This window comes from Rhizobium sp. Leaf306 (assembly GCF_001423425.1).
In the GTDB taxonomy this organism is placed as follows: Bacteria; Pseudomonadota; Alphaproteobacteria; order Rhizobiales; family Rhizobiaceae; genus Neorhizobium; species Neorhizobium soli.
The window spans coordinates 702,590-726,242 of record NZ_LMNX01000003.1 but is presented as its reverse complement, the minus strand read 5'-3'; the positions used below and the strand labels follow the sequence as shown (position 1 = coordinate 726,242).

The following is a 23,653-nucleotide window of genomic DNA, read 5'->3' as shown; positions in this document are numbered from 1 at the left end:
GTGATGGACTGCGTTCCCGTCAGCAACAGATCGCACTCGCTTTAGCGGGCAGACCAACCATGCCTTGTTACCAAGGGACCGCAGCAGGGGACATACATGAGTACGCAGAAATCAGCACAGGCAACGCTTAACGACCGACTGGACTTCGCTGGTCTTGGTGATCCACAGCGCAGGACACTCGCAGCATTGGCGCCCATCATTAACGGGTCGCTCGATAGCGCGCTCGATGTGTTTTACGCCAAGGTCCGTCATCACCCGGAAACCTCCAAATACTTTTCCGGTGAAAATCACATCACCCAGGCAAAAGGACGACAGGCTCGACACTGGGAAACGATTTCCTCGGCAAAGTTCGACGAAGCCTATGTTGATGAAGTCACCATGATCGGCAAAGCCCATGCAAGGCTTGGGCTTCAACCGCGCTGGTACATTGGCGGCTATGCGTTGATGATCGAGAACATCGTGCGCGCCGTCATCGATAACGAGCTCGGTAGTTTCCTGGTGCGCGGCAAACGCCAGAAGATCGGAGACGACGTAACGACGGTTGTCAAAGCGGCCCTCGTGGACATGGATTATGCGATCTCGGTCTATCTCGACGTCCTTGCGGACGAGAGAGCCAAGGCTGAAGCGGAGCAGGCGACGCTGAAAGCGGAACAAGACACAGCGCTCTCAGCCCTCGAAAGTGCGTTGAGATCTCTCTCCGGCGGTGATCTGACCCGGCCCTTGGAACAGCCCCTCGCGGTCAGTTTCGACGGGCTCAAGCATAATTTCAACGATTCCGTATCGAGCCTCAACGGTGCTCTTTCCGAGATCTCAAGCACGGTCGGCTTCGTTCTCTCGCAGTCGGCCGAAATCGCCACTGCGACCGACGAAATGGCAAAGCGCACCGAACGGCAGGCCACGGCGCTTGAAGAAACAGCGGCAGCGCTAGAGCAGATCAGTTCAATCGCGCGGCAGTCTCAAACCCGGACGACAGAAGTCCAGGCGGTCGTAACGGCCTCTGCAACAGAGGCAGCAACGTCCGGAGAAATCGTAGAGCAGGCCGTCAAGGCGATGAGCGACATTGTCGAGTCATCCAAACAAATGAACGACATCATTAGTGTCATTGACGAAATTGCGTTCCAGACGAACCTCCTTGCACTCAATGCGGGGGTCGAAGCAGCCCGTGCCGGTGACCAGGGGAAAGGCTTTGCGGTGGTGGCGCAGGAGGTGCGGGAGCTCGCGCAACGCTCAGCCCGGGCCGCCAAGGAAATCAAGGATCTCATCTCGAGATCTTCTCAGGATGTCGCGCGCGGCGTCGATCTTGTGAACACAACGGGCAAGGCATTGAGAAGCATCGGCAGACAGGTGCAGACGATCGATGAACACATGGTATCGATTGCCATGTCGTCGCGCGAACAGGCGACTGGGATAGCTGAAATCAACTCTGCCGTGGGCAGCATGGATACAATCACGCAGCAAAACGCTGCCATGGTGGAAGAGACGTCTGCGGCGACGATAAAACTCTCCAACGAGGCCGAGAGACTTTCCGAGCTTGTCGCCGGGTTCAAAACGACGCCAAGCGCGGTGGGGCAAAGCAACGGTCGGGCGCATTCTCCTGCAGCTTCGCCTGCGCGACAAATGATCCAGTCGCTTCCTGGCAAACTACAGCGGTCGAAGGCGGCCAATGAAGGCTGGTCGGAATTCTGAGCATGGCGACCCGGTACGCCACATCATGAGGGTAGTTTTGTGAAAATGCTGATCGCAATACCACTCGCACTGCTGGCTGCCGGGCTCTCCACCGCACAAGCGCTCGATAAACTGATCCTTTTGGTCAAAAGGAATCTCGAGCACCTGGACATCGGCAATACGGCGCAGTTCGATCTGAACATGCTCACGGGGTTTGCGGGTCGCCGAGGGTATAGGTCGGGATCCAAAGCGGCCGGGGCCGAATGGATATGGATGACGGAAGTCGTCGAGTTAGTGACTCGTATTGTGGACGCAAAACTAGCTGGAGGTTTTTCACCCGCGAACCTCTCCATCGGGCGAGGTTGCGGCGAGGGAATGATGACAGACAGAACCTGCGACATGCAATATCGGGTGGATCTGCGGTTCTTGCCGTCACCGGTCGTCCTGCTGTGGCAATCCCCTAAAGCGAATAAGGGTTAGGCCGATGCTTTCGGATGAACGGGCGGCAGCCTCACTCTTTTCCAATGTGACACAAGGCGGAGATGGGCTGGACGGAATGTTGCAGACGCTGTTTCACATCTCTCCGCTTGCCTATGCCATTTCGATGGCCGGGCCAAACTCCGTTTATGTGCGGGTCAACCAAGCTTACATGGACCTCGTCGGGATGAACGAAACGGCACTGGTTGGTCGCAAACTGACAGATGTCGGCCTGATCGTCGATGGCTCAGACCGTGTTGCCAGGATCAAACTCCTTGACGACGTTGGGTATTACTCCGCGCAGTCGGGCAAGATCCGGCATCGTGACGGGCGGCTAATTTCCGTGATGATCTCCGCACGCCGGATCAAGATTGGAAACGACCTCTACGATCTCGAGGCGCTGACCGATGTCACCGAACAGACGAGCGCGCAAATCAGACAGGAAGAGGCGTTGCGAGCCGCGGCCGTCACCGATAGCCTGACCGGGCTTCCGAACCGTCTTGGGTTCGAGCAACGGATCGCTCACTTTATCGAAGATCGCGCCAACCATGAGGAGTTCGGGCTCGCAATCTTCGATCTCAACGGCTTCAAGATCGTCAATGACATGCACGGTCACCCGGTCGGGGACGAGTTGCTTGCGGTTATCGGGAAAAGGCTGTTGTCGTCCCTGAGAGCGGGCGAATTCGTCTCGCGGCTGGGCGGTGACGAGTTTGCCCTCCTGTTCCAGTCAGACATGGGAGACAGTGAAATGCAGGAGCAGAGGCTCGCCGTGATGATGGACACTGTGCTGGCCGCCGTCACGATCGGAAGCAAAACGCTGCGCGTCGGTGCGGCGCTCGGTTTTGGCTTTGCAAGCGAGGTCAAGTGGTCGAGAACGGCTCTTGTCGCTCTCGTAGATCGGCGCATGTATCACGCCAAACTGACGCGGCGAAGTATTGCGATCCTCGGGCCGCCGGAGGCCTTGGCAACGGCCAACGGCTGATGCCACCCATGGCGACGTGTAAAGACCCTGCCGGTTACGAACCGGCAGGGTCTGATGTCGTGGTCTAGCGGCGGACAGCCTTGACGTCTTCCGCAGTGACCGGCGGAGCGTCGTTATGCCAGGCCTGGCGCAGGAAGGTGGCAAGTGCTGCCGCTTCTTCGTCGTTGAGGCGGTCGTTATAGCCCTGCATGCGCACGCGCATGGGACGGTCCTTGGTCGAAGGCAGTTCCGCTCCGTGCAGCATGACATCCAACAGGCCCTTTGAAGACTTCGCGGTAACCAGCGAATTTCCGTCAAGCTCCGGGAAGATTTCCGCGGCACCCTTGCCGTTGACAAAGTGGCAGCCACCGCAATTGTCGAGATAGAGGCGGGGACCGAGCGGCATATCCGCTTTGGCTTCCGTCAGCATTTTCTCGGTGTCGGTAACCTCGGCCTTTTCAGGCGCCGCCGAAGGCGTTGCCGGTGCCGTGGAACCGCCAGTGCTGCCGATCTTCTTGAGGTAGGTTGCGATCGCCAGATTGTCCTCGGGCGTCATGTATTGCAGCGAATCGCGCACCACCAGCATCATCTCGCCGGTTGCCGTGGAATGCGCGTTGCGGGCAGTCGTAAGATAGGCCGCGAGCTCTTCGGTGGACCATTTCTGCGGCGCGCTTTGCGGGCCGCGCAGGTCAGGTGCCGTATAGCCGTCGATCTCGCCGCCGGTCAGGAAGGCAGCGCTGCTCTCGTCGGTACCGTCCTGCGCCATCAGCAGGTTGCGCGGGCTGTGGCAGGCGGCGCAGTGTCCGGCGCCCTGCACGAGATAGGCACCACGGTTGAACTGCTCGTCCTGCGAAACGGGTTCAAAGCCCGGCTTGCCCAGCGCCAGCCAGTTCCAGGCGCGAATGCCCCAGCGCTGGTTGAACGGGAAGGACAGTGCCGTTTCCTCGACCTTGTTGGAAACTGCAGGCACCTCGGTCATGAAATACTGGTAGAGGGCTCGTATGTCCTCTTCCGTCAGCTTGCGATAGTTTTCGTAAGGCATGGCCGGGTAGAGATGCGCACCGTCGTTGCGAACGCCGTCGTAGAGCGCCGCGCGGAAATCATCGAGCGTGTAATTGCCGATGCCGGTTTCCTTGTCCGGGGTGATGTTGGTGGCCCAGATCGTGCCCATCGGGCTGTGGATCGGCCGGCCGCCGGCGAAGGGCTTGCCGCCCTCCGCGGTGTGACAGGCCATGCAGTCACCGGCCCGCATGGCGTATTCGCCACTGCCTGCCGGTGCTTTGTAATCAGCCGGGAGCTGGGCAACCGCGGCAGTGCGCTGGACCGGCACGAAGATGAAGGCGAGAAGGCCGACGACGCCGAGAACGGCGAGGATGAGAATGACGCGAAGAAAGGTTTTCATCGTTGCGCTCCTCACACCAGTGGCCGCGGATTGGACAGGTACTGCGTCCGGATCGCATGCGCCGCCCAATAGGCCAGGCCGCCGACCATGCCGGTCGGGTTGTACTGGGTGTTCTGCGGGAAGGCGCCGGCGCCCATCACGAAGATGTTGTGCTTGTCCCAGGCCTGCAGATATCGATTGATTGCCGAGGTCTTCGGATTGTCACCCATCACAGTGCCGCCCACATTGTGCGTCGTCTGGTAAGGACGCACGTCGTACATGGCGCCGTCCTTCTTGAAGCCTTCCTGCATTGAGGTCGGGTTCATCGACTTGGCGATCGGCTCCATCTTCGACTTCATGAACTGGGTCATGCGGATGTCGTTCGGCTGCCAGTTGAACGTCATGCGCATCAGCGGACGACCGTGGCGATCCTTGTAGGTCGGGTCGAGGTCGAGATAATTGCCGCGATAGGACATGTGTGAACCGTGCGAGCCGATCGACATCGAGTGGCCGTACCACTCGCCGATGCCCTTCTTCCAGCCGGCACCCCAGGTCGGCGTGCCCGCGGGGAGCGCCATGGAGCGGATCGGCTGACCGTTGGACTGGCCGGCACGCCAGTAGGCACCGCCGATAAAGCCTTCACGACCGAAGTCGATATTGTCCATGCCGAAATCATCGATCGACATGCCGTTGGCACCGGTGCCGATGAACGGATTGAACACCTCGTCCTTGAAGAACATCGTGTAGCCGCCGTTCATCTGGTAGGCATAGCTGCGACCGGTGACGCCTTCGTTCGTTGCGGGATCAAACGGCTGACCGATGCCCGAGAGCAGCATCAGATGGACGTTGTGCAACTGGTAGGCGGCCAGGATTACCAGATCCGCGGGCTGGAACACCTCTTCGCCGGCCTTTTCGTCAAAATAGGTCACGCCGGTCGCGGTTTTGCCGTCGGGCGCCATTTCGATTTTCAACACTTCCGCATGGGTGCGGTATTCGAAGTTCGGCTTGCGCTTCAACGCGTCGAGAATCGCCGTCTGCGGCGAGGATTTCGAATAGTTGTAGCAGCCGTAGCGCTCGCAGAAACCGCAGTGGTTGCAAGGGCCCATCTGCATTCCGTATTCGTTGACATAGGCCTGCGAGGCAATGCCGCCCGGGCTTGGGAACGGGTGACAGCCGGCAGCTTTCGCGGCTTCGGCAAATTTGGCTCCGTCCCAGGTCACCGGCATAGGCGGCATCGGGTATTCGCGCGAGCGCGGTGCCTCGAACGGATTGCCGCCCTCGATTTTCTTGCCATTGAGATTGCCGGCCTTGCCGGAAATCCCCGCGACATGCTCGAACCGATCGAAAAACGGCTCCAGCTCTTCGTAGCTGACGGGGTAATCCTGCAGGTTCATGTCTTCCGGAATGATGCCGGCGCCCCAGCGCTCTTCCACATGCGAGCGCAGACGGTATTCCGAGAGCTGCGGACGCCAGTTCAGACCGTTCCAGTGGGTGCCTGCACCGCCCACACCGATACCCGGCAGGAACGAGCCGAGGCTGCGATAGGGCAGGGCGGCTTCATCGACGTTGCGACGGATCGTCAGGGTCGAATTGCGCGGCTTTTGCATCATGCCGAGACGAACGCCGTATTTCAGCTCGTCGATCATGTTCGGGTACTGGAAATCCGGAACGGTGTTCTGGTCATGGCCGCGTTCAAGCGCAACGATCTCCAGACCCTCGTTGGCGAGTTCCATGCCGAGGATCGAGCCGGTCCAGCCGAGACCGACGATGACAACGTCCTTCTTCTTTGCAGTGCGTGCCATCGTTATGCCCTCTCACCGGAAATCGAAACGGGACCGAGCGGGTAGGCGACGTTGTGCTTCAACACCCACTCCTTGTAGCTGCCGCGGGCACCTGGGAAACCGATATATTTCCAGGCCTGCATGCCGTGATTGCCGCCATACATCGGGTCTGCGAAGTAGCCCTCCTTGGTGTTCTGCAAGAGGATCGTGAAGAAGTCGCGCAGTTCGGGCTTGATCTTCATCTCGTCTTTCTGGAGGGAGGTCAGGGCCTTGTCCTGGGTTGCGGCGTCAAGCTCGGCAAATATCTTGCCGTGCGTCTGCTGACACCATGCGTCGAACACCGGGATACCCTGCTGATAGATTTGCAGCGGCGTCAAAGGCGATTGCCAGCCGCGGAACGGATGGGCTGCGGCATCGTGCGGACCTTCCATGTACCAGTCTGCCGCCTCACCGAATCCACCGGCCAGTTCCTTGTCGATAAAGACGGGGACGCGGGCCTCGATGGCACCGGGACCTTCGCCTTCGGAGGGAATGAGCCGCGCCGTGGCAGCCATAACGAAGGCCCACTCAGTGGGCTTGAGACAGACCGGCTGGTATTCTTCGATCGGTGGCGGGGCCGACGGGGTCTCCGCCTTCGCCTGCATCACCACGCCGACGACGGCCGCACTTGCCGCCGAAGCTTTCAAAAAGCTACGGCGGGACGGTAACCCCGGGACATCTCTCATTGTATCGCTCCTTGGTGTCCCGACAGGGGGCCGGAACCGAATAGGCTGGAAACGTGAGGCACCCGTCGCTGCGACATATGGCCTCATTCGTTGCTGACCTTTAAACCCGCAAGGTTTGAGTATGCAATGCTTATGAGGTACGATTTATGAGAAAAATTTTGCGCTAATTAGCGATGCTGCCGTGCGTGCGCACAAATGCCTACCTCTGCGGGAAGTTCGTGGCTTGCTCGACTTCATCGAGTATTATTATCAATTGTCAATTTGCCGGCGGATCGCTCTCGGCATTCGAAATTCAGGTGGCGGGATCCGCAGGACCGGTCCGATCAAAAAGGCGGGAGGGACACGGCCGGTTGCCGACGTCAGTGGATTGTCGGTGTTTTGCCGGAATACGCGTCCTGGAGGATCACGATCAGCCGCGAGGCAATAGCCCGTATTTCAGCTTGCTCCGATATCGAGAGATCGGCCTCGCTGCGAGCAAGAGTTTCCAGCGCTGCCGTTGTGTCGTTGACCATCCGGGCGACACCCATCCGGCTGAGCGGGCTGAGGCGCCAGTTCAGATGCCGGATGATACCGGCGAGATCGCCAAGCCGCTGAGCGCTGAAACGCATGTTCCTATCCCGTACTCACTACAATTCAGGACAAGGATGAGCGCTAACCCGTCAAAATTTGGTTACAGCGACTTGGTTACCGCGACGGCGCCAGTACGACCGGAAACGGACGCATAACGACGCGGGCTCTAATTTAGCATTAATCCTTCATTAGTTAGTTGCCTCTAAAATTCGGGTATCAGACCGTCGCGGTCGTGCCGTTGCTTCAGATGGAGGGGGTTCGTGATGAAATTCGAAGTTTGCCTGGTTACCGAAAGTGCTCTCCCATGACTTTAAAGTCTTCTGTCAGCACCCTTTCGGACCTCAACGAGATCGCCGTTCTGCGCAACAAGGCACGCGCAATCGACCGTGCGCAAGCGGTCATCGAATTTGATCTAACCGGCACGGTAAAGAACGCTAACGAGAACTTCCTTTCCCTCATGGGCTATTCGCTGGCCGAGGTGCGTGGCCGACATCACTCCATGTTCTGCGAGCCGGAGATCGTCGAAGCTCCCGAATATGCCGCGTTTTGGAGTGATCTGGCGGAGGGCAAGCTCCACGACGGAGAGTTCAAGCGCATCGGACGCGGCGGACGCGAGGTGTGGATCCGGGCGAGCTACAATCCGATCCTCGACGACAACGGCGTGATCGTTGGCGTGGTCAAGTACGCGATGGATGTCACAGCGACCAAGTCGGTAGAGGCGGAACTCCTGGGAAAAGTAGCGGCGATCGACCGCGCAATGGCCGTGATCGAATTCGACCTCGAAGGCCACGTCCTCGCAGTGAACGAAAATTTCCTCACCCTGATGGGATATGCTCGGGAAGAGGTCATCGGTCAGCATCACCGGATGCTGTGCGGAGCCGACCAAACCCGAACACCCGCCTACAAGGCATTCTGGCAGAGGTTGGGGCGCGGCGACTATGAGAGCGGAGAGTACCGTCGTCTCGCCAAGGGCGGAAAGGATGTCTGGATCCAGGCGACCTACAATCCCATCTTCGATCTCAACGGCAACCCCTGCAAGGTGGTCAAGTATGCCTATGACGTGACTGCCAGCAAGATCCGGAACGCCGAGTTCGAAGGCAAGGTCAACGCGATCGGCCGGGCCCAGGCCGTCATCGAGTTCGACTTGCACGGCAATATCCTTGACGCGAACGAGAATTTTCTTGCCGCCGTCGGCTACTCACTGGAGGAAGTCCGGGGCAAGCACCACCGGATGTTCTGCGACCCTGCCTTCACGCAGACAGCGGAATACGCTTCCTTCTGGGACCGGCTTGGACGTGGCCAGTTCGAAGGAGGGGAATACCGGCGCCTCACCAGAAGCGGTAACGACATATGGCTTCAGGCGACTTACAATCCGATCCTCGACCTCGCAGGCCGCCCGATCAAGATCGTAAAGTTCGCCTCTGACATCACGCAGGCGAAACTGCGCAACATCGAGTTCGAGGGAAGGGTCGACGCGATCTCGCGGGGGCAGGCGGTCGTCGAATTCGATCTCGACGGACATGTCGTTTCCGCCAACGAGAACTTCCTACGGGTCATGGGATACTCACTTCGCGAAATCACGGGGCAGCACCACAGCATGTTCTGCAGCCAGGATTACATCGTCTCGGAAGACTACCGGGATTTCTGGCTGCGTCTCAACAAGGGTGAATTCTTTTCGGGGCGTTTTGCCCGCGTTGGAAAGTATGGCCGGGAAGTGCACATTCAGGGGATCTACAGCCCGATCGTCAATCTGCGGGGCGAGACGGTGCGCGTGGTGAAGTATGCCAGCGACATCACCGATCAGGTCAAGCTCGAGCATGACATCCGTTCGAAATCGCAGCAAATGACCAGCATTGTCGGAGAACTGTCCGGATCGATCGCGGAAATCACCGCTAACACCCGCACGGCCACCACGCTTGCGTCCGAGACGCAGGGCAATGCGGAACAGGGTTCAGAAGCGCTGGGCAGCGCGATCGCGGCAATCGATCTCATCCAGAAGTCCTCCACGGAAATCTCCGATATCGTCAAGGTGATTGGCGAGATCGCCAGTCAGACCAACCTTCTCGCCTTCAACGCGGCAATCGAAGCCGCAAGGGCAGGGGAACATGGGGTCGGGTTCTCGGTCGTCGCGGGCGAGGTCAGGAAACTCGCCGAGAGAAGTTCGGAAGCTGCGCACGAGATATCCAAGCTCATCCAGGAATCGACCATGCGCGTCAACCAGGGAACGGACCGGTCGCAGCATGCGAGACTGGCTTTCGAACGGATCGTCGGCAGCGTGAACAAGACCGGCGAGTCCATCCGGGAGATTGCGCAATCGACGGATGCTCAGCAGCGTGTCTCAAGGACTGTTGTCGAGCTCATCAATGACCTGACGTCATCGACGGCGCAACAGCGCAAAGTGGGTTAACCCATGAACCAGATGGTCAGATCTCTCGCGATGCCGGAAGTGCTGAGAGGCAGTCGCCCTGCAACGCAGCAGTTCGGCCTCCTGCGCATTGGCGAGGCGATGCTTGCCATCAATGTCGAGAATATCCGAGAAGTCGTTCCGGCGCCCGGTGGGCTATCGAATGCAGGCATCGCGGCAACCGGCTTGTGCGGGTTGTTCGAATTGAGAGGCAGCACCATCCCGGTTATGGATATCCGACCGATGCTCGGCCTGCCGGCGACGGAGGCCTACGGCGCCGTGATTCTGGTCCTGCGGGTAAGACAGAGGCTGATATGCATTTTTGCTGACGAAGTGCGCGGCATCGCGACAGAAGACGTCGCGGCACTCGATGAACTGGGCGTGTCGCGACCCGCTGTACAGGGACCTTTGGTCACGCATTCATTCTTCCACAGCGGAAAGGTAATCTCGGTCCTGGCAGCGGAGCGCATCTTGGCGTTGCCGGGAATTCCGTCGGTGCAAGAGCCAGTCGCGGAGGCGGTCGCAAAGACGAGCTCGAATGCGAAGCCGCTTCTGCTGTTCACGTGCGGCGCGTTTTCTTTCGGCGTTGCGGCCGGGGTGGTCGAGGCCACCGCGCCGACCGCGCAGTTGAAGGATTCGCCGATGAAGACGGAGACCTGCCTCGGTGTCATCGATCATCATGGCACCCAGGTGCCGGTTCTTGATACGCTTCGGGTGCTTGGCATGGGCGTCCTGTCGGAACGCAAGCAGTCGTCCGTCCTCGTCCTGCGTTACCCCGACGACCGGCTGCTGGGCTTTGCGCTCGATACCGTCGTCGATATACGGCCGATACCGTTGGGCGACATTATGGCGATGCCTGATCATGCCGTAGAGACCGGGTCTGTTCTCAGCGGTGTCTATTCCGTCGACGGACGGACATTGTTTCTCGTCCTCGACGAGCGGACAATGATGAGTGACGATGTCCTGCTGATGTTTTCGCGACTTTCATCCACCAAGCCCAAGACAGCGGCGGCCGGTCGAGCGCCGGGGCAGCGCGGAGACGCGTTGCTGCCATACTTGGTCTTCAGAGCAGGGGGAGACATGGCAACGCCGGTTGCCGATGTCCGGGAGATCGTCGAGATGCCGGAAGACTACGTTTCGTTGAACAATGTCGGACGCGGCACGATGGGCCTGTTTGTCCACCGTGGCACAGCTATCCCTCTCATCTCCCTTGCCAGACGGCTCCGGTTGCCTGCAGTTCCTCCCGGCCAAGAAAGTCGCGTTCTGCTCGTGTCGGACGGCCTCAAGACGACTGGCGTGGTGGTCGACAGTCTGGCACGGATCGAAATGGCCTCGAAATGTGCGACAGGACCGGACGCTACGGACTCCAGCGGGTTCGAGCACCGGATCCTGGGAGACTTCATGGTTCGGTCAGCGGACGGGCGGCTCCTCCCATATATCGACCTCAGAAAAGCCCTCGCTTGAAAGAGCCCGACTGTTGGTTGCAAAATCCAAGGTTGAGTCTTTACCTTTTGTTAACGCTGAGACGCCAAAACTCGTGTTGACGATCTTCCAACGGATTCTGATATGCCCGTCAGCGCGCTTTCCATTCTTGATCCAAACGCTCTCGACGACTATTGCGACCTGCGTTCGGTGCCGAAGCATCGTCATTTCGGAAAAAACGACATCGTTGACCGCCTGCGGTTGGCGGTTCCATTTGACTACATCTCCATCAGCGGTCTCGACGTCGACCACTACAGGTTCGGTCAGGGTTTTTCGATCGACACCGACATGCCTCCTGCATTCCTCGACGCCTATGACGCGGATCGCCTCTATCTGACCGACCCGTTCGTGCTAGCCGCGAAGGCCTCGAACGTGATCGTGGTCGAGAGCGAGGTCTACGCGGAAACTCCGCCGCCGCAGAGGCTCGTTTACCTGCAACGAACCTTCGGCCTGCACAACCGAACGCTTATCCCGATCCTCAGGAACGATGTCATTTACGGAGCGATCTGTTTTTCCCGCTCGACACCGTTTGACGAAAAAGAGTTGATCTTCCTTTCGCTGGTAGCGGAATCCATTCACACGGCTGTCACCAAGCCGCTGATGGATCGCTTCGCTGCCCACCAGCTTCGGCTTTCCAAGGGTGAAATTGCCTGCCTGACCCAGGCCAGTCTTGGGCTTACGAGCGAGGCGATTGCGGTCGCGACCGGATACCAGAACGATACGGTCAACAGTTACATAAAGTCGGCCGTGAAGAAGATCGGCGCGACCAACCGAACGCAGGCCATTGCCGAAGCTATACGCCGCCGGCTCATCGCATGATCGCATCGCCCTAGCTAAAAAGCGATCTGCCACAGGGCGCGGTCATCTTTTCGACCGTAAGCGCCTGAGGCAACAGCAAAGAAGTAAGAATTGAGCGATACGTCTCGTAACGTCTCTTTCTACTCCAATTCTCATTTCAAGATTCACCTAATATAAATGCCTCCGCCCTAGAATTAAGGCGTCCACAGCGTTGAACACGCAATCGGCATGACGCCGATCTGGGAGGAGCGCGCGGTGTATTCCACCACGCATGCCCCGATGGGACGCTGGCCAATAGGCACCCCCCGTTTCTGACAGCTTGTCGCGCGCGCCGCGAGTGTACTTCGTATCTTGGAGTTTCAAGTGATAAACCGCATCATGATCGCAGCCGTCATTGTCGCCGGCGCGCTGCTTCCTCTTCAGGCGACGGCGCTTGACTTGCCGAAAGGCAAGGTGGTGCTTACGGTGACTGGCACCAAGCTCGATCATCCCAACGTCGGTGGCAAAGCCCAGTTCGACATGCCTATGCTCGAAGCCCTTGCGGGCCGCACGGGTGAAATGGAGACCCCTTGGACCGAAGGCGTGGTCAAGTTCTCCGGCCCGCTTCTGCGGTCTGTACTCGAGGCAGCGGGGGCCCATGGCACCAAGCTCAAGGTCATTGCGCTCAACGATTATGCCGCTGACCTGCCGATGGAAGATGCAACCTCGCTCGACACAATGCTCGCCACGCGCATGGACGGCAAGCTGATGTCTGTCCGCGACAAGGGCCCGCTCTTCCTCGTGTATCCTTTCGATAAGGACCAAGGTCTGTTCAACGAGAAATACTTCTCCCGGTCGGTCTGGCAGATCAAGGATATCGAGGTCACTGAATGATCACTGCCGCCCAGCAGAGTGGCGATATCATCCGGAAAGCCAGCAAGGCGACCGTCGTGCTGCAGTGCTTTGCCGTGTTGCTGTTGCTGGGCCTCGTTTTTCTGTTTGCCGATATCTCAAGGAAATACTCCGCCCTGCAGGACGGCATTCGCGAGAACGCTTTGTGGTCCGTCTACCAGCTCGACCGGGAAGCGCGCCGGTTGCACGAGACCCTGCACATCATGCTCGTCGAAAACGACCTGACTCCGGAGCGCATCAAGGCTCTCGGGACGCGCTACGACATTCTGTACTCGCGAATGAATATTCTCGACAAAACCTCGTTCGAGACGAAGTTCAAAGTGGATGCGGCTGTTGCCGAGCAGGTCACTGCCATTCGCGACGCGGTGTTCGGTCGCAGCGCCGTTTTCGACAGACTGGCCGCAGGCGACCCCGTGGATCCGGTGCAGCTAGAGACAGCAGATTCAGAGTTTGAGAGGCTGGTAGAGAATACGGAAAAACTGCTTCTCTATACGAACAGCACCGTCAGCATCGAACGGGCTGAGGCTCGGGACGCAGTCCTTGACCTTCAGATGAAATCGGCGGGTCTCGTCGCACTTCTTGTCTGCTGCGTGGTATTCCTCATTCTTACGCTGCGACGTCAGCTCAAGTCAGTTCAGCTTGCCGGTCTCAGCCTGGAGGCGATTTCGAACCAGCTGAAGGAGTCATATCTCGCGGCGGAAGCCGGGAACCGCGCCAAGTCCCAGTTCATGGCCACGATGGGACACGAGATCCGCACACCTTTGAACGCCATTCTCGGAACTGCGGAACTACTGGAGTTGTCTCCGCTACCGCCGTCAGTTGCCCCTGGCCTGCAGACCATCAGGCGTTCTGGTCAGGCTCTTCTCGAAATCATCAACGAAATCCTCGACTTCGCAAAGATCGAACACGGAAAACTGGACGTCGAGACCCGCGCGGTTGACGTTCGGGCCGTCGTCACAGCCACGGTCGAAATGGTACGAGACAGAGCAACTGAACATGGAAATCGCATTGCGCTGGAACTGCCGACCTCGTTCACCACGCCGGTCATATCATCGGACCCCACCCGTCTGCGTCAGGTTCTTCTCAACCTGTTGAGCAACGCCATCAAATTCACGAGCGAGGGCACCGTCACGTTGCGCGTGCTGGAGATTGGCGATCCGCAAGACGCACAGCTGAGGTTTGAGATTGAAGATACAGGCATCGGGATCGACGGTGAAGGTCTTGGCAAGCTATTCCAGCCGTTCTCGCAGGTCGATGCGTCTATCAGCCGGAAATACGGTGGTACGGGACTGGGACTGACCATCTGCAAGCAGATCGTAGAGGCGCTGTCGGGAACAATAGGTGTCAACAGCCGCAAAGGCGAGGGCAGCATCTTTTGGTTCGTAATCCCTGCCAACCCGGCCGAGAAGGGTCTTGTCGACGCCTTGGCGGCAAAGGCCGCGCCCCAACAGTTTCAGTCATGGAATATCCTTCTTGTCGAGGATAACGTGATCAATCAGCAGGTCGCGGCGGGGTTTCTCGCCCATCTCGGCCAGTTGGTCACGATCGCGAACGACGGGCTGGAAGCCGTCAAACTGACGGAGACGACCCGCTTCGATCTCGTCCTCATGGACATGCAGATGCCGAGGCTGGACGGCATAGAGGCTACCAAGCAAATTCGCGCTTCCAACGGCCTTAGCCGGAACGCTCCCATCATCGCGATGACCGCGAATGCTTCTGACGACGACAGGCGGCTTTGCGAGGAGGCGGGGATGACGGGGTTCCAGTCGAAGCCGGTCTCGATGCATCAGCTTCGGGGTATCATCGGGTCTCTGGAGGCGGCTGCGGAAACTGCTGTGGAGCCTATCCAAAGTCCGAGCATCGATAACGCGTTCGAAACCCGGCGGTTGGAGATCGTGGAAGCACTGGGCGAAGAGACGTTCGACGAACTCCTGTCGAGCTTTTTCGAAGACGCAAGCCTACTCCTCACAGATCTTCACTCCGCCTTGGCCGTCAATGACCACCGTCATACCGATCATCTGCTGCACACTCTGAAGGGCGCAGCAAGCAGCGTCGGTCTTCAAGACGTGGCTGACCGGTCTCAGGACCTCCGTCATGCATCAATCACCGAAACCGTACTTGCAGACCTTGAAGACACAGTCACCCGCTACAGGCAGCTCCTTGTCGCATAAGGGACGTTCACATGCGCATTCTACTTGTCGACGACAATAAAACGAACCTCTCTCTCCTGACGAGACTCGTCGAGAAACTGCCGGACTGCGTCGCCATTCCCTATCTTCACCCCGAAGACGTGCTGGCAGATGCCCCGGCGCTCGAATTCGACATCGCGGTCATCGATTTCCAGATGCCTGTCTACAGCGGCATCGAGCTGTTGACCGAACTTGTTCGCTTCGAGAATTACCGCGACAAGCCCGTGGTATTTGTCACGGCCGATACCGATACGGCGACGCGCATGGCGGCGCTCAATGCAGGCGCGATCGACTTTCTGACGAAACCCGTGAACCCGCTGGAGTTCCAGGCCCGGATCAAGAACCTGGTCGCCCTCGTGGACGCGCGCAACAAGCTTGCTGACAAGGCCGAGTGGCTTCGTATCGAGGTCGAGAAAGCGGTCGTCGAGCTGCGTGCCCGCGAGGAGGAAATCATTGACCGCTTGACGATTGCAGCAAGCTACAAGGACTTCGAGACGGCCCGGCACACGCGGCGCGTAGGCCTTTATTCCGAAGCAATCGCGCGGGCCTACGGCATGGAGGCGCGGGCTTGTTCCGACATCAGGCTTGCCTCGCCGATGCACGATATCGGAAAGGTCGCCATTCCCGATGCCGTCCTCCTGAAGAACGGCAAGCTGACCGAACAGGAGTTCGCGGCCATGCAGCGACATACGGTCGTCGGCTGCGATATTCTCCGGGAATCGAAGTCGAGTCTTCTGCAGCTTGCTGCCGAAATTGCTGGCAGTCATCATGAACGCTGGGACGGGCAGGGGTACCCGTTCCGTCTTTCGGGTGAGACCATTCCGGTTTCCGGCCGCATCGTCGCCATTGCCGATAATTTCGATGCGTTGACGACCGCAAGGCCCTACAAAGAGGCGTGGAGCGTGGATCGCGCCGTAGCACACATACGTGAAAGATCGGGGAGCCACTTCGACCCCCGCTGCGTCGCTGCCTTCGACAAGGCATTGTCCGTCATTCTCGAAATCATGGAGACCGATCGCAGGGAAAGCCTGCTTTCAGTGCCTACAAGCTGCATCCCGGTTCACGCTGGGTGCTCGCAGTCGAAGGAATCCTTTGAACGCTGCCGCCGCGCAATCAGCGATGCCCGCGTGGAGAAAAATGACGGTCCACTGACTGTTGCAATGATGACGTCACCAACAACACAGAACTACGAACTCGAAAATCAACCGACCGCTTTGCAAGGACGATGAAATGAACACTTTGCATCCTTCCAATTCTGCACGTTCCGGTGAGACCCTGGAAATCATCGCGTTCCGCCTTCACGACCAGGAGTTCTGCGTCAGGACGGTGACGATCCGCGAAATCCGCGGCTGGGGCCCCGCGACGCCGATCCCGCATTCACCCAGAGAGGTTCTGGGAGTGATGAACCTCCGCGGTGCAGTGATTCCGATCATCGACCTCGCCTGCAAGCTCGGTATGCGGAGTACCGAACCCAATGAGCGGAGTGCGATCGTCGTGGCGGAAGTCCACGGAATGGCCTTTGGTCTTGTTGTCGACCGGGTCTCGGACATCCTCACGATTCCCGTCGAAAACATGCAGCCTGTGCCTGACATGAACGCGGGTGCCGCGACGAGCTATTCCGACGGCATCATCGTCCAGCCCACAGGAATGATCTGTTTTCTGAACCTGGAACGAATGTTCGAAGGTTTGAATACCGCCGGCCTCATCGCCGCCTGATAGCTGCGCCGTTCGCACGCATCCGCCTAGACGCTCCGTGACTGTCAGATGACAGTTCGGTGCACGACCAAACTTGGCTTGCGGAAGCAGGTACAACCTGAAACGCAACTTACGCCTCAATCGCACAACGTATGAGTATTTGATTAAGACGAATTGCTGATTTTCGCATCGTAACCACAGTTTAACGAATCTGCCCTACAAATCGAGGGAGTGGGTAGGCGCTCGTCTTTTGTCAGCGCGAGACCGATTTCAGGATTTGCACTGCCCGGTAAACGGCAACAATTTTAGTTTGGGCCAATCGTCTAGAATTCCTTTTCCGATCGACCCCTGCGGTACCGGCGAGCAAGACGCCTTGCCACTGCATACGGTCAGTTTTTCCAAAATCCACAATCTGCGACCATACTGACTTCCGGCCCGTTGTGCCGGTGGCGGGTCGATGCCCGATGAGAGGTTGAAAATGTTAATACGAACAAAGCTTCTAGCCTGTCTTTTCGTCCTTGCTACGGCGCTACTGTTGATGGCTGGTTTTGCTTTCTATGCACTCGACGAAGAAGGCAAACTTGCCAATTCCATCGTTGAAGATCGCGTTATCCCCTTGGCACAGTTGAAGCAGGTCGCCGACAGTTACGCGGTAAACATCGTCGATACGGTCCACAAGGCCCGCGCGAGAACGGTGACAGCCCGGCAGGCGACCGAAAACATCGAGACCGCCATGAAGGTGATCGACCTGCGATGGCGCGAATATCGCAACACGAAGATGACAGCCGAAGAGTCGGCGATCGCTACGACCTTCGAGGCGTCTCGCTCAGCGGCCGATGCAAAGCTGAAAGGCCTGCTGACCCTGATTGCATCCGGCGATCTGGATGCCTTGGGACGCTTCGCCGACGCCGATCTTTATCCGACAATCGATCCGCTTGGTGGTCCAATCGACGAACTGGTGAAGCTTCAGCTTCGTGTCGCAGCCGAAACGCTCGCGACAGGAAAGGAGATGAAGGCTGGCCTGACATTGGTCATGGCGATCATTGCCTTCGCGGGTCTTATCGTCGTGGTGATTTCGGTGTGGACGGTTCGTTCTGCGGTTATTCGGCCGTTGACCGAGATGACGAGGGCCATGACCGAGTTGGCGGACGGCAAACTTGACGTGCGCATCTTCGGAGAGGGCCGCCGCGACGAGATCGGCACAATGGCAGGCGCCGTTGGTGTCTTCAGGCAAAGTGCGAAAGATCGAGCTCGTCTGGAGGCCGAGGCCGATGCAAACCGCAGCGTTTCGGAGCGGGAGCGTATTGAACGCGACCGGATCAGAGCCGCGGAAGCCGAAGCGATGGAGTTCGCTGTCGATAACCTGAAACATGGTCTCGATCAGCTTGCGAATGGGAACCTCGTGCATCGGATCGATGCAGCATTCGTTGCGCAGCTTGATGTGTTGAGGACGAACTTCAACAGCTCCATGGAACGCCTCGAGCAGACCTTGCGCACTGTCGGCCAGAACGCGCAGACGATCGCGGCGGGTTCCAACCAGATCATGTCGGCCGCCAATGATCTTTCGAAGCGCACCGAGCAACAGGCTGCCTCTGTTGAAGAAACGGCTGCTGCCCTTGAGCAGATCACGACCACCGTTGCCGGATCGAGCAAGCGTGCCGAAGCCGCTGGCCGCCTTGTCACCGAGACAAAGGACAGTGCCGAAAAATCTGGCGATGTCGTGCGAAAAGCGATTTCGGCAATGGGCGAAATCGAGCGCTCGTCGAACGAGATCGTCAATATCATAGGGGTCATCGATGATATCGCTTTCCAGACAAATCTGCTGGCATTGAATGCCGGCGTCGAGGCGGCGCGCGCCGGGGAGGCCGGAAAGGGATTTGCCGTCGTCGCGCAGGAGGTCCGTGAACTTGCTCAACGCTCTGCAAAGGCGGCGAAGGAGATCAAAACCCTGATCAACACGTCAGGCGAGCAGGTTCGAAACGGGGTTCAGCTTGTTGCAGAAACCGGAAAATCGCTCACTGAGATCGTCTCCCGCGTCCAGGACGTCAGCGTCAATGTCACCGCCATCGTCGAGGCGGCCAAGGAGCAGGCGGTCGGGCTCAAGGAAATCAATACGGCGGTCAATACGATGGACCAGGGCACGCAACAGAATGCGGCCATGGTCGAACAATCGACTGCAGCCAGCAACAGCCTTGCCCGCGAAGCAGATAACCTTTTCACCATGATTGGTCGGTTCACGTTGAGCAAAGGACATGACCTTCAACCTCGAACCGGAAACGCCAACGGCGCGCCCCATATGCCGTCCCCAGCCAGAAAGCTGATGGCGAGAGTGAACAGCTCTTTTCCAACAAGTGCTGCTGTCGCCGAGGCGTGGGAGGAGTTTTAGCCGCGGTCTGGTAAGGCTCCCAGGTCGGCCGGGATTACAAGCTACCGATGGTCGCGGCTGAACTAGGATTTGCATTTTTTAAACCCGCGGCCACTGCTTTGTTACGCTTCGTCTCTCTCGCTTCGTCTCTCACGCGTCGGCAAAGATAGCCGGAAATGGCGTGCTGATATCGGCGCTTCAGAGGCGGCGCGTTGAACCGTAGCGGACGTATCTACCGTCTCAGCCAAGGCCGCTAAGCCTGCTACACGCCATCAATATCCGTTGGTTCCATAATGCATATTATCTGATAACTGGTTGATGCTCTCTGTTGGGCGGCTCGGATTTTCCACGTCGCTGAAACTGCATCTCCCCTTCGCTTTGACGACAGCGCACGGTATCGATACCGCGCGCTGTCGACGTCATTCGAAGTTGCTCTAATGACCGTCGTAAGGTTCACTTGAACCCCGACGACCCCGCAGCCCGCTGGTGACTAGTTCCGCTTGGCGCGCCCGGGCTGTGCATTGCTGTCTTGCAGCAAGGTCGCCTGATCGGCGACAATCGCAGACGCCTCGTTTTTCAGGACGTCCTTGGCATTCTTGCGCGCATCCTCAAGAGCGATCTCAGCACTCAAGCTACGTTCATTTGCTTGCAGACCATCGTCTTCGCTGCCGACCAGGCCATTGTTGATCTGCTCGCGAGCCTTCAGACGACTGGCGACGGCTGCGAGTTCTGCCCGGCGTTCGGCCTCGTTGAGCGAGATGACCTTTTTCTCGCGCTGCTGCTTCAGTTCGGCAGCGTCCTCGATGAACCGCTGGAAATCCGGGTCATCCTTGATTCGGGCTTCGTGCTGGGTCTGCAGTTGTGGCAGAACCGATGCGACATTTCCGACTGCGGCATATTTGGCAGGCTTGATACGTGTCCATGGCAGGGCATTGTCATAGCTCGCCTCACCCAGCGTCTTCGGGTCAGAAAGGCCCGGGAGGTTGATATCCGGCGTCACACCGCGAAGCTGGGTCGTACCGCCATCGACGCGGAAGAACTGGGCGATGGTCAGTTTCAATTCGCCGTATTTCGATTCGCTGCTGCGCGTCGCCTGATCGAGATCCACGACGGTCTGCACGGTTCCCTTGCCGAAGCTGGGCTCGCCGATCACAACGCCTCGACCATAATCCTGGATAGCTGCAGCAAAGATCTCGGAGGCCGAAGCCGAACCGCGGTTGATGAGCACGCCGACCGGGCCCGCCCAAGCGGGAGCAGACCGATCGTCTTTCAGGATTTCAACCTTACCCTTGGCATCGCGCTGCTGCACGACCGGTCCCTTGCCGACAAAGAGCCCGGTGAGTTCAATCGCTTCAGACAGGGATCCGCCTCCGTTATCACGCAGGTCAATCAGGACGCCATCAACGCTTTCCTGTTTGAGTTCAACGAGCAGCTTGGCGACATCGCGGCTGGCGCTCTTGTAGTTCTTCTCGCCTTTGCGTCTCGCTTCGAAGTCCTCGTAAAAGGCAGGCAGAGTGATCACGCCGATGCGGCGGGCGACACCTTTGTCCTCGACCGGAATAATGCTTTTCTGGGCCGCCTGTTTTTCGAGACTAACCCGGTCGCGCACGAGGCTGATAACCCGGTGGCTTCCGGTCTCACCGGTATCTGCAGGCAGCACGTCCAGACGGACGACAGAATCCTTCGCGCCACGGATCATCTGCACAATTTCGTCGAGGCGCGTACCCACGACGTCCTTCATCGGGCCATCTTCACCTTGCGCAACGCCTGCGATGCGATCGCCGACAGCGAGCTTGCCGGAGAGTTGCGCCGGGCCGCCAGGCACGAGTTCACGGATCGTGGTGTAACCGTCGCGTTCTTGCAGAACCGCGCCGATACCGACGAGAGACAGGCTCATGGAGATGTCAAATTCAGCCGCTGCCCTCGCCCCGAAATAGTCCGTGTGCGGGTCAACCGACGTCGTGTAGGCAGCCATGAAAGACTGGAATACATCGTCGCTCTTATAACGGTAGGTCCGATCAAGGACGTTCTGGTAGCGCTTGTCGAGCGTCTCGCGGATCGTCGCGTCTTGGGAGCCTGCCAGTTTCAGGCGCAGCCAGTCGCTTTTCACACGCTTGCGCCACAGGTCGTTGCTTTCCTGTTGCGACTGCGGCCACGGCGCGTCGTCTCGTAGCACGGAATACTCTTCCCGCTGGGTGAAGTCGAAACCCTGCTTCAGCAACTCACGTGCATAGGTCAGGCGCTCTGAAACGCGCTGCGAATAAACGTTGAAAATCGAGAAGGGAAGCTTCAGATCCTCGTCCTCGATCGCATCGTCGATCTTCTTGCTGTTCGCGGCAAAGCTGTCGATATCGGATTTGAGAAAAAAGCTCCGGTCCGGATCCAGCGACTTGATGAAGCTGTTCATGATCTTGACCGACAGCGCGTCGTCCAGCGGTACGGGCTTGTAGCTGTAGCGGCCGAGAAACTGTGCGCTGATATTGGCCGCCTGTGCCTGCCGATCGAGCGGAGCGAGGACGGGGGGTGTGCCCGGTTCCAAGGCATAGGCTGCTGGTGCGATGGCAAGAAGTAGACCAAGGAAAGAATATCTCAGACGCATTCCGCTATGTTCCAATTGCGATGTCGGTTCGTTTTGCGCAATGGTGGTGCAACAATGATCGAGTTTTGGCAACTGTCTGGGTGTGCAATATTGCGTGTCCATCGCAAGAACCAGGACGAACGGCGTGCGCGGAGGGCCCCTGATTTCTGAAGAATGCCGTTCGCGGGCGTTCGGTCGTCAGGCTTCAATGCATGATCTTCTGAAGACCGCGCGGCAATCTATTCATGCATTCCGTGCCGTCAGAGGTCACAAGGAACTGGTCCTCGATCATCAGGGCACCAAAGCCATTCCCGTAGAAGGGCGTCTCGAGCGCCACCACCATGCCCGGCTGGATCAGTTCCTCATTTCCCATCGAGAAAAATGGCCATTCCTCGATGCCGGCACTGCCGCCGACCGAGTGCCCGAAATGCCCACGATGATATTCGCTCAATCCCCCACGACGGATGGCGGCCGTGACAACCCGATGCACCGCGCCGAATGTATTGCCGGGCCGGATGTGCTCGAGGCCCGCTTCAAATGCCTCGAGGAGGATCTTGTCGAGATCGTTCGCGAGCGGCGACGCCTCGCCATAGACGAAGGTTCGTGCGCTATCGGAAGAATATCCCTCCACCAGCGTTCCTACATCTGCCTTGATGAGCGCACCCGGAACAACCGTTGCGTTCGCGTCTGAAAGATCCGGGCCAACGGAGATGTAGTCCCATGACCCGGACAGGCTGACGCCCTTCCCGATTGCGAACGCCTTCGCGCCGGATTTCCAAGCGTCGGAAAGCGATTTTACAGAGGAGCCAGGCCGTATGGCCTCGACCATTCTGACGATGCCTGCCTCTGCCGCATTGGCCGCAAGACGCAATCGAGCGATCTCGACCGGCGTCTTCACCGAGCGCAGGCGGCGCAGAACCGCAGATCCATCGGTCAACAAGGCGCGGGGCAGATGGTGCTTTAGCGCGGCAAAATCGGCGGCGGGCATGAACTCCATGTCAACGCCAAGACGGGCCTCAGATAGACCGCGCTCACGAAGCAGTTCCCCCAGCAGGCCGAAGGACACTTCGCGATCAAAGGTTTCAGGCCTTTCCCCCGACGACCCACCTCGGCGATAGCACTGGTCGATTTGCGCGATGGAGCCGGCGTCCGTTGTATCGACGGTGTCGATCCAGATCCGATGACTGCGCAACTCGACATCATGTGCGGATTTGCGGATGCTTGGCAGGGCGTGATCGCTGACGACGGCGGCAAGCGCGAGCCCCGCATCCGCGGGGACAAAAGCGATTGCTGCCCCTGCCCTGCCCCACATCGTTGCGACGCCAGCGGGTGCGCCGATTGCGTAGCGGAATGCCTCGGGTTGGAATAGCAGCAGGCCGTCAAGATCGGCCTCTTGCATCAATCGCTCTGCCCTGTCCCGATCGATATCGCCCACTGCCTGTCCCCGTCGTCCGTAAAGATGCACCCCATGACATGGCGCACCGGACATCGGCCGGTCAAGATGCGGTGGCTCAACCCGTCGGCATATGTGTTTGTCGAACGTTCGATCCCGGTAGCGTCTGGGGATTGCGAACGTGCCGGGGATCGCGCAGCAGCGAGATCGAGCAAACGATCAGTACGAATATGCCCACGAAAATTAGACCGGGCCGAAGACGAAAACTGTTCACCGAGTATAGGCCTTGTTGCTTCTC

Annotated in this window: 17 protein-coding genes; 11 read left to right on the top strand and 6 right to left on the bottom strand. The window is 58.6% G+C overall.

Annotated features, from left to right (window positions below; genetic code table 11):
- Positions 1-96: 96 nt before the first annotated feature.
- The 3 genes from ASG19_RS16695 to ASG19_RS16685 are packed head-to-tail and all read left to right on the top strand — an operon-like array spanning position 97 to position 3,124.
- Positions 97-1,686, top strand: a complete 1,590-nt coding sequence (locus ASG19_RS16695; RefSeq protein ID WP_082476374.1) for a globin-coupled sensor protein — start codon at positions 97-99, stop codon at positions 1,684-1,686.
- Positions 1,687-1,725: 39 nt separating this feature from the next.
- On the top strand, positions 1,726-2,145 hold the full coding sequence (locus ASG19_RS16690; RefSeq protein WP_156466537.1) for a hypothetical protein: 420 nt from the start codon (positions 1,726-1,728) through the stop codon (positions 2,143-2,145).
- 4 nt (positions 2,146-2,149) lie between these two features.
- Positions 2,150-3,124, top strand: a complete 975-nt coding sequence (locus ASG19_RS16685; protein ID WP_082476373.1) for a sensor domain-containing diguanylate cyclase — start codon at positions 2,150-2,152, stop codon at positions 3,122-3,124.
- Between the two features lie 64 nt (positions 3,125-3,188).
- Here ASG19_RS16685 and ASG19_RS16680 read toward each other — a convergent pair whose 3' ends face one another.
- The 4 genes from ASG19_RS16680 to ASG19_RS16665 form a co-directional block, all read right to left on the bottom strand.
- Positions 3,189-4,505: a cytochrome c gene (locus tag ASG19_RS16680; protein ID WP_062459816.1), complete on the bottom strand. Its 1,317-nt coding sequence runs from the start codon at positions 4,503-4,505 to the stop codon at positions 3,189-3,191.
- An 11-nt stretch (positions 4,506-4,516) separates the two neighbouring features.
- Positions 4,517-6,286, bottom strand: a complete 1,770-nt coding sequence (locus tag ASG19_RS16675) for a GMC family oxidoreductase (RefSeq protein WP_062459814.1) — start codon at positions 6,284-6,286, stop codon at positions 4,517-4,519.
- A 2-nt stretch (positions 6,287-6,288) separates the two neighbouring features.
- A complete protein-coding gene (locus ASG19_RS16670; protein WP_062459812.1) occupies positions 6,289-6,990 on the bottom strand; it encodes a gluconate 2-dehydrogenase subunit 3 family protein in 702 nt (233 codons plus the stop codon).
- A 359-nt stretch (positions 6,991-7,349) separates the two neighbouring features.
- Complete coding sequence (locus ASG19_RS16665; protein WP_062459810.1) at positions 7,350-7,598, bottom strand: hypothetical protein; 249 nt, start codon at positions 7,596-7,598, stop codon at positions 7,350-7,352.
- 266 nt (positions 7,599-7,864) lie between these two features.
- Here ASG19_RS16665 and ASG19_RS16660 point away from each other — a divergent pair, with 266 nt between their 5' ends.
- The 8 genes from ASG19_RS16660 to ASG19_RS16625 all read left to right on the top strand — a co-directional run bounded on the left by ASG19_RS16660 (position 7,865) and on the right by ASG19_RS16625 (position 19,405).
- On the top strand, positions 7,865-9,967 hold the full coding sequence (locus ASG19_RS16660) for a PAS domain S-box protein (protein ID WP_082476372.1): 2,103 nt from the start codon (positions 7,865-7,867) through the stop codon (positions 9,965-9,967).
- A gap of 3 nt (positions 9,968-9,970) precedes the next feature.
- Positions 9,971-11,428, top strand: coding sequence for a chemotaxis protein CheW (locus ASG19_RS16655; RefSeq protein WP_062459808.1), 1,458 nt, complete (start codon positions 9,971-9,973; stop codon positions 11,426-11,428).
- 102 nt (positions 11,429-11,530) lie between these two features.
- Entirely contained in the window at positions 11,531-12,265 is a 735-nt protein-coding gene (locus ASG19_RS16650; protein ID WP_062459805.1) for an autoinducer binding domain-containing protein, read from the top strand.
- 342 nt (positions 12,266-12,607) lie between these two features.
- Entirely contained in the window at positions 12,608-13,117 is a 510-nt protein-coding gene (locus ASG19_RS16645) for a molybdopterin-dependent oxidoreductase (protein WP_244476200.1), read from the top strand.
- Positions 13,114-15,306 (top strand): ATP-binding protein, encoded by a 2,193-nt coding sequence (locus ASG19_RS16640; protein ID WP_062459799.1) that lies wholly within the window; start codon positions 13,114-13,116, stop codon positions 15,304-15,306. Before ASG19_RS16645 ends, ASG19_RS16640 begins: the two co-directional genes overlap by 4 nt.
- An 11-nt stretch (positions 15,307-15,317) precedes the next feature.
- On the top strand, positions 15,318-16,553 hold the full coding sequence (locus ASG19_RS16635) for an HD domain-containing phosphohydrolase (protein ID WP_082476371.1): 1,236 nt from the start codon (positions 15,318-15,320) through the stop codon (positions 16,551-16,553).
- A gap of 1 nt (position 16,554) precedes the next feature.
- Positions 16,555-17,040 (top strand): chemotaxis protein CheW, encoded by a 486-nt coding sequence (locus ASG19_RS16630; protein ID WP_062459796.1) that lies wholly within the window; start codon positions 16,555-16,557, stop codon positions 17,038-17,040.
- Between the two features lie 436 nt (positions 17,041-17,476).
- A complete protein-coding gene (locus ASG19_RS16625) occupies positions 17,477-19,405 on the top strand; it encodes a methyl-accepting chemotaxis protein (RefSeq protein ID WP_156466536.1) in 1,929 nt (642 codons plus the stop codon).
- 469 nt (positions 19,406-19,874) lie between these two features.
- On the opposite strand, the gene ASG19_RS16620 is transcribed toward ASG19_RS16625, so the two are convergent.
- On the bottom strand, positions 19,875-21,983 hold the full coding sequence (locus tag ASG19_RS16620) for a carboxy terminal-processing peptidase (protein ID WP_062459790.1): 2,109 nt from the start codon (positions 21,981-21,983) through the stop codon (positions 19,875-19,877).
- 184 nt (positions 21,984-22,167) lie between these two features.
- Positions 22,168-23,397 carry a Xaa-Pro peptidase family protein gene (locus tag ASG19_RS16615; RefSeq protein ID WP_062459788.1) on the bottom strand — a complete coding sequence of 410 codons (1,230 nt, stop codon included), beginning with the start codon at positions 23,395-23,397 and terminating at the stop codon, positions 22,168-22,170.
- Positions 23,398-23,653: the final 256 nt, after the last annotated feature.